The sequence below is a fragment of the Streptomyces flavovariabilis genome, assembly GCF_000725785.1.
Taxonomy (GTDB): domain Bacteria; phylum Actinomycetota; class Actinomycetes; order Streptomycetales; family Streptomycetaceae; genus Streptomyces; species Streptomyces hawaiiensis.
Window position 1 is genome coordinate 1 of record NZ_JNXD01000055.1, and the last position, 6,259, is coordinate 6,259.

The 6,259-nt window shown below is 66.9% G+C and carries 6 protein-coding genes and 2 pseudogenes; all 8 read left to right on the forward strand.

Annotated elements, in window-relative coordinates; genetic code table 11:
* The coding region (locus tag IO24_RS0139705; protein ID WP_031144694.1) for an NAD(P)/FAD-dependent oxidoreductase at positions 1-387 on the forward strand (387 nt) is incomplete at its 5' end.
* 22 nt (positions 388-409) lie between these two features.
* Positions 410-825 (forward strand): annotated as a pseudogene (locus IO24_RS44115) (FAD-binding oxidoreductase); the annotation flags it as partial.
* Positions 826-1,543: 718 nt separating this feature from the next.
* A complete protein-coding gene (locus tag IO24_RS0139710; RefSeq protein ID WP_031144696.1) occupies positions 1,544-2,893 on the forward strand; it encodes an aspartate aminotransferase family protein in 1,350 nt (449 codons plus the stop codon).
* Positions 2,894-2,916: 23 nt separating this feature from the next.
* Entirely contained in the window at positions 2,917-3,996 is a 1,080-nt protein-coding gene (locus IO24_RS0139715) for a phosphotransferase (protein ID WP_234335451.1), read from the forward strand.
* A gap of 56 nt (positions 3,997-4,052) precedes the next feature.
* A complete protein-coding gene (locus IO24_RS0139720) occupies positions 4,053-4,733 on the forward strand; it encodes a haloacid dehalogenase type II (RefSeq protein ID WP_031144698.1) in 681 nt (226 codons plus the stop codon).
* Between the two features lie 356 nt (positions 4,734-5,089).
* On the forward strand, positions 5,090-5,326 hold the full coding sequence (locus IO24_RS47515; RefSeq protein WP_341866262.1) for a hypothetical protein: 237 nt from the start codon (positions 5,090-5,092) through the stop codon (positions 5,324-5,326).
* Positions 5,308-6,048: an extracellular solute-binding protein gene (locus IO24_RS41675; protein ID WP_341866263.1), complete on the forward strand. Its 741-nt coding sequence runs from the start codon at positions 5,308-5,310 to the stop codon at positions 6,046-6,048. Before IO24_RS47515 ends, IO24_RS41675 begins: the two co-directional genes overlap by 19 nt.
* Positions 6,041-6,259, forward strand: a pseudogene (locus tag IO24_RS47025) (hypothetical protein); the annotation flags it as partial. The gene IO24_RS41675 and the pseudogene IO24_RS47025, both read left to right, overlap by 8 nt.

Genomic DNA, 6,259 nt, shown 5'->3' on the forward strand with positions numbered 1-6,259 from the left:
TTCGGTGGCCGCGCCCGGTTCGCCGGGTCCAACCAGCAGTCGGACGCCAAGAGCGGGCGCATCCTGCACAAGGCGATGACCGAGGTCTTCCCGCAGCTCTCGAAGACACGCGTCGACTACTGCTGGGGCGGCCTGGTCGACATGAGCATGGACCGGATGGTGCACGCCGGTGAACAGGACGGTCTGTTCTACTCGCTCGGTTACTCCGGCCACGGCGTCCAGATGGCTACGCACATGGGCAAGCAGATGGCCGAGTACATGAACGGGACCGTGGCCGCCAACCCGTGGAGCGACCTGCCCTTCAAGCGGATCCCGGGCCACTTCGGCCCGCCCTGGTTCCTGCCCTTCGCCGGCGGGTTCTACAAGTTCATGGACGTCATCAAGTAGGCGTCGGACAGACGCTGAGAGCATGGGCGGTGGACCTAGGAGAGCCCCCCTCACATCCCTGGTCGCCCGTCTCGCCGAGCTGGCGCCCGGTCTGCGGGTGGAGACCGGCCCGGGGGCCACCGGCCCGTACGCCTATGACGCCTCGAACTACCGTGTGCCGCCGCGGGCGGTGGCCTTCCCGCGCACCACCGACGACGTGGTCGCGGTGCTGCGGGCCTGCCGTGAAGGCGGGTGTGCCGGTCACGGCCCGGGGCGGCGGCACGAGCATGGCGGGCAATGCCGTCGGGCCTGGTGTGGTCCTGGACTTCTCCCGGTACATGAACCGGATTCTGGACATCGACGTCGAGGCGGGTACCGCGCGGGTCGAGGCCGGTGTCGGTCCTCGACGCGCTGCGCAGTGCGATCGCCCTGAACGGGCTGGATTTCGGGCCGGATCCGCAAGATCCCCGCCTTCACCTCCCGGCGCGCCCTGCGCAAAACCCTCCGCGCGGCGAAACCCACAGGGCCGCCAAGGCCATCCTGTTGGTCGACAGCTAAACCCGCGCCTTCCGCCCCCGCGCCCCCCAGATCGACCACCTCGCCGGCGACCGGGACGTCCGCGCCCTGCACCTCGCCGAACTCCTCGACCCCGCCCCCGGGGCACAGAGCACCGCCCGTCTCCTCGACGGAGCTCAGCTCCCGTAGGTGCCGATGCCACCACTCGTCCACCAAGGCCGACGCGCTCCCGGTCCCGTGGAGCTGGCTGGTTCCAGCCGCTCCCCGTGCTCGCCGATGTCCACCACGGAAGCCGCCAGACGGACACGGCACTCCTCGACCCGGCCGCCGCGACCCCAGGTTCGACGACGGCCACGTATGTACCGCGGATCGCCCCGCGCCCGGCCCCCCTCCCCCGGGCCGGACGCGGAGTCTCAGTTCAGCAGTGGCTGAAACAGACCAGCGCCACAGGACGGCGAGCGACGCTCGGACCCGCCTGATCGTGCTCCAACTTGCCTTTACTGCAAGGGAGTTACCAGCCGGTTCTCGACGCCTGAATTGCCATGCGGATCCAGCCAAAAATCTTTCTAGTTTCAGGTTGGAACTGGAACAAACGATGGTATGGTCTCAGCCACAGCAGCGAGCAACCTCGACGAAAACCAGACTGAAGGTGTGCCTGCAGATGACTTCGACGCTCAGTCGGGCAATCGCCCACTATCCCAACCGGTTCGACCCGGGCGCAGTGAGCGAACTCCCCGAACACATCCAAGAGACCATCCACCGCCGCGAGCGGGTGCTGGGCCCCGGCTACACGCTCATCTACAAGGAGCCGGTCGAGTTCGTTTCCGGTCACGGCGCCCACCTGATCGACCGGGACGGCAACGACTATCTCGACGCCTACAACAACGTCCCGTGCGTCGGGCACGCCCACCCCCACGTGGCCGAGGCGGTCGCCCGGCAGATGACCGCGGTCAACACCAACACGCGCTACGTCCAGGAAGCACTGGTCGACTACGCGGAGCGGCTTCTCGCGACCTTCCCCGAGGAGCTGTCGAAGCTGAGCATCGCGTGCAGCGGCTCGGAGGCGAACGACCTGGCCATGCGCGTGGCGAGGTTCCACACGGGCGGCGAGGGCATCATCGTCACCCGCTGGGCCTACCACGGCATCACCCGCGAGGTGGCGAGCTTCTCGCCGACCCTGGGCGCCGGCTCACCGCTCGGCCCGAACGTCCGGCTCATCGACGCTCCCGACCCGCGCCTCGTCGCGCCCGGTTCCACGCTCGACGAGCACATGCGGCAGCAGGTGCGCGGCGCGATCGACGACCTCGAGCGCCACGGCTACCGGCTCGCTGCGCTGATCACCGACTGCGCCTACAGCAGCGACGGCATCTTCACCGACCCGCCCGGCTACATGCAGGCCGTGGTGGAGGAGGTGCACGCGGCCGGCGGTGTCTACATCGCGGACGAGGTGCAGTCGGGATTCGCCCGGCTGGGGGACTCGATGTGGGGCTTCAGCCGCCACGGCGTGCTGCCGGACATCGTCACCATGGGCAAGCCGATGGGCAACGGCCTGCCGATCTCGGGTGTGGTCTTCCGCCCCGAGGTCTGCGAGGAGTTCGGACGCAACGTCCGCTACTTCAACACCTTCGGTGGCAGCTCCATCCCCGTGGCCGCCGGCGCCGCGGTGCTGGACGTCATCGAGAGGGAGAACGTGCAGCAGCGCGTCTTGGAGAGCGGCAACGCTCTGCGCGCGGGGCTGCGGGAGATCACCAAGGACTCCCCCTACATCGCCGAAGTCCGCGGCGCCGGTCTCTTCGTCGGCGTGGAGATCGTCAAGGACCGGGAGACACTCGAGCCCGACCGCGCACTTGCCGAAGACGTCATCAACGACATGCGCGATCGCCGCATCCTGATCAACGGCACGGGCACGTCGGCGAACACGCTGAAGATCCGCCCCCCGCTGGCCTTCGACTCCGCCGACGTGACCCGCTTTCTGGAGACGTTCGCCGAGGTCGCGAAAAACCGTCTGTAGCAGACAGGCCGAAGGGACTGACCGTGAACACCTCACCAGCTCCGACCTATGCTCAGCGGCTCCTCGAGGAGAGCGGCCTGACGTCGTCCCATCAGCCCATCGACGTGATGCTGGTGAGCATCTTCCTAGAGAAGCACTACCGCCTCGGCGGGCGCTTCGAACGGCTGGCGACCGAAAAGGACGACACGTTCAGACTCAGCACCGAGTCAAGCACCTACCTCGTGAAGGTCTCACCCCCCGAAGAGGCGGAGCCGGTCGTCGCCCTCCAGACCGCCGCGATGCGTCACCTCGAAAGCACCGCTTCGCACTTGCCCGTCCAGCGGGTGAAGCTGACCGCCGACGGAGACGACCATGTGACCGTCAGAATGAACGACGGTAGGACCCGGATCCTGCGGGTGTTCGACTTCGTCGAAGGCCAGGTCCTTGCCGATGCGAACCCGGACGCGGAGCGGCTCGCCAGAGCGGGCGAGATGCTCGGGCTGATCGACGTGGCGCTCAGGGAGTTCTCCCACCCGGCGGACCGACGAGGTCTGGCATGGGACATCCGGCACTTCCACCAGCTGACCGAACTGGTCGAGCACACCCCCGAACCCGAGCATCGCCGGTCGGCCCGATCGGTCTTCCGGCTCTTCGGCGAAAACGTCGTCCCGAGGCTGAGGGGTCTCGAGACGCAAGTGATCCACGGTGACTTCAGCCCCTACAACATCGTGGTCGATCCGAAGAGTGATCACTACGTCACCGGGGTCATCGACTTCGGCGACACCCTGCGCAGCGCGGTGATCTTCGACCCCGCCGTCCCCATGGCGAACCTGCTCGGCAGGACGCCGGATGATCCCTGGCGGGACGCCTGCGCCTTCGTCGCCGGCTACCAACGGGAGCGGCCGATCCAGGCCTCCGAACTCCCACTGCTCCCGGTTGCCGCATTGGCACGACTCACACTGCGTGCGCTGATCACGAACTGGCGCGCGGAGCGCGCACCCGAACGGCGCGAGTACCTCCTGGAGCACGCCAAGGACGACTGGATCAATGTCGAGCGTTCCTTGGCCGTGAGCCTGGACGACGTCGTCGCGCACCTACGGGAAGCCCGTCACGGGCATTCCTGAAAATCCGGTCCCGAACACGTCTGGTTACCCCAGAGAAAGAGAGCAGGAGCATTCTCATGGCCATACCCTCGTTGCAGTTCCGTCCCAAGTACGTCTCCTTCGACTGCTACGGCACGCTGATCGAATACCCGATCACCCCCATCACGCACGAGCTCGTCGGCGACCAGATCCCCGCCGAGCAGTGGGACCAGTTCGTCCGGGAGTTCCGCGGCTACCGCTACGACCAGGTCCGTGGCGAGTACTACCCCTACGAGCAGGTGCTGCAGGACGCTTTCGAGCGGGTCTGCCGCAAGTGGGGCGTGAAGGCGGCACCGGACGCCGGCAAGCGGTTCGCCGACGGTGTCCGCAGCTGGGGGCCCCACCCTGACGTGGTGGCGCCGCTGAAGAAGATGGCCGAGCACTACAAGCTGGTGATCCTCTCCAACGCCGACGACTCCTTCCTCGCGGAGAGCGTGCCCAAGCTCGGCGCGGACTTCCACGCCGTCCTCACCGCTGAGCAGGCCGGCTACTACAAGCCCCGGTACGCCGCGTTCGAGTACATGCTCGAGAAGCTCGACGCGTCCCCCGAGGACTTCGTGCATGTCGCCTCACACACCCGTTACGACCACCAGTCGATGCACGACATGGGCTTCCGCAACCTGGTTCTGCTGGACCGCGGCTACGACCCGGTGACCCACGGCTACGACTACGTGACGGTGAAGTCCCTGGACGACCTCAACACCATGCTCGGCATCTGATCCGAGGCAACACCGGTCCCGCACGGCACACACCCGTGCTCTTCTGACGGCTTGTGCTGCCGTGCGGGACGAGAAATCCGATGCCTCCCGCACCCATTCCACGGATGCACTGCGGGCCCGACGGTAATCAAAACGATAAAAAATACACCGTCGTGATATTTCCACTCTTGCGATAGCGTGCCGCACCACCGCGCGTTTCGTTTCCTTACTTCTCTGCCCCCGGTCTCGCTCGGCGGCCAGAGCCCCGCGCGTTTCCGTCCGTCATTACGGCGTCCAGCCCCCCCCTCCGCCGGGACCAGTACGTCCCCGCATCACGGATTCCCCCGTATACCCAGCGATTTCCAGGAGGCCCTGCCATGGAAGGCAACCGGATAGGACGCAGAAGCGTACTTCGCACCGCAGGCGCTCTGGCCGCTGCCACCGCAGTGACCGGCTGCGGCACCCTCACGGGCAGCGGCGAGAGCCGCACCTCGTCGGGCGGTGGCGGAAAGAAGCGGCTCGTCGTCAGCAACAGCGGTGGCGCCTACAACGACGCGCTGACGAAGGCGATCTACGAGCCGAGTGTCTGGAGCCGGTGGACTACGACCGGCTGAAGAACGTCAAGGGCGCCGGTATCCCGGAGGTTCAGCTGCCGGAGCACGCGGTCGGCAAGAACGTGTGGGCCAGCGTGATGGCCTACCGCACGGACAGCCTCAAGCGTGCCCCGAAGAACTGGGCCGACTTCTGGAACACGCACTCCTTCAGCGGCCCGCGCTCGCTGCAGAGCGTGGAGGTGGACCTGCCGGAGCTGGAGTTCGCGCTGCTGGCCGACGGGGTTCCGCTGGACAAGCTGTACCCGCTGGATGTGGACCGGGCCTTCAAGTCGATGTCGCGGATCCGCGGTGACGTGAAGAAGTTCTGGAACACCGGAGCCCTTCCGGCCGTCCTGCTGGGCCGCAAGGAAGTCGTCGCCACCAGCCTGTGGGGCGGTCGTGCGGACGAGCTCATCAAGCAGGGCATGCCTGTCGCCTACCAGTGGAACGGCGCCCGCAGGATGACCAACGGCTGGGGCATCCCCAAGGGCGCGGACAACACGGACGCGGCCTACAAGCTGATCGACTTCTCCCTGCGTCCCGAGGCTCAGGCGGCGTTCGCCAAGCTGTACTCGGGCAGCCCGGTCGTCCCGGCGGCCATGAAGCTGCTCTCCGAGGACGATCTGGTCAACCAGCCGACCTCGCCGAAGAACCTCAAGACCGGGTTCGACGCCGATGTCGCCTGGTGGGACGAGAACCGCGACGCCGTCACCAAGCGCTGGCAGGAGTGGGCCGATGCCTGAGCGGACCCAGAGTCTGACCACCGGAAAGCTGTCAGCCGACGATCTCGCCGCTGCTCTGGCAGCACAATCCTCCTCCCTGACGGGGAAGTCGTTGTCGGTGACCGGGCTGCGGAAGTCCTACAGCGGCACGACGGTGGTCGACGGTGTGGACATGGAGATCGCGGCGGGTGAGTTCGTCACCTTCCTGGGCTCCTCCGGCTCCGGGAAGACC

Coding starts and splice junctions, on each gene's coding strand:
- IO24_RS0139710 (WP_031144696.1), top strand. CDS start 1,544: ATGACTTCGACGCTCAGTCGGGCAATCGCCCACTATCCCAACCGGTTC.
- IO24_RS0139720 (WP_031144698.1), top strand. CDS start 4,053: ATGGCCATACCCTCGTTGCAGTTCCGTCCCAAGTACGTCTCCTTCGAC.
- IO24_RS47515 (WP_341866262.1), top strand. CDS start 5,090: ATGGAAGGCAACCGGATAGGACGCAGAAGCGTACTTCGCACCGCAGGC.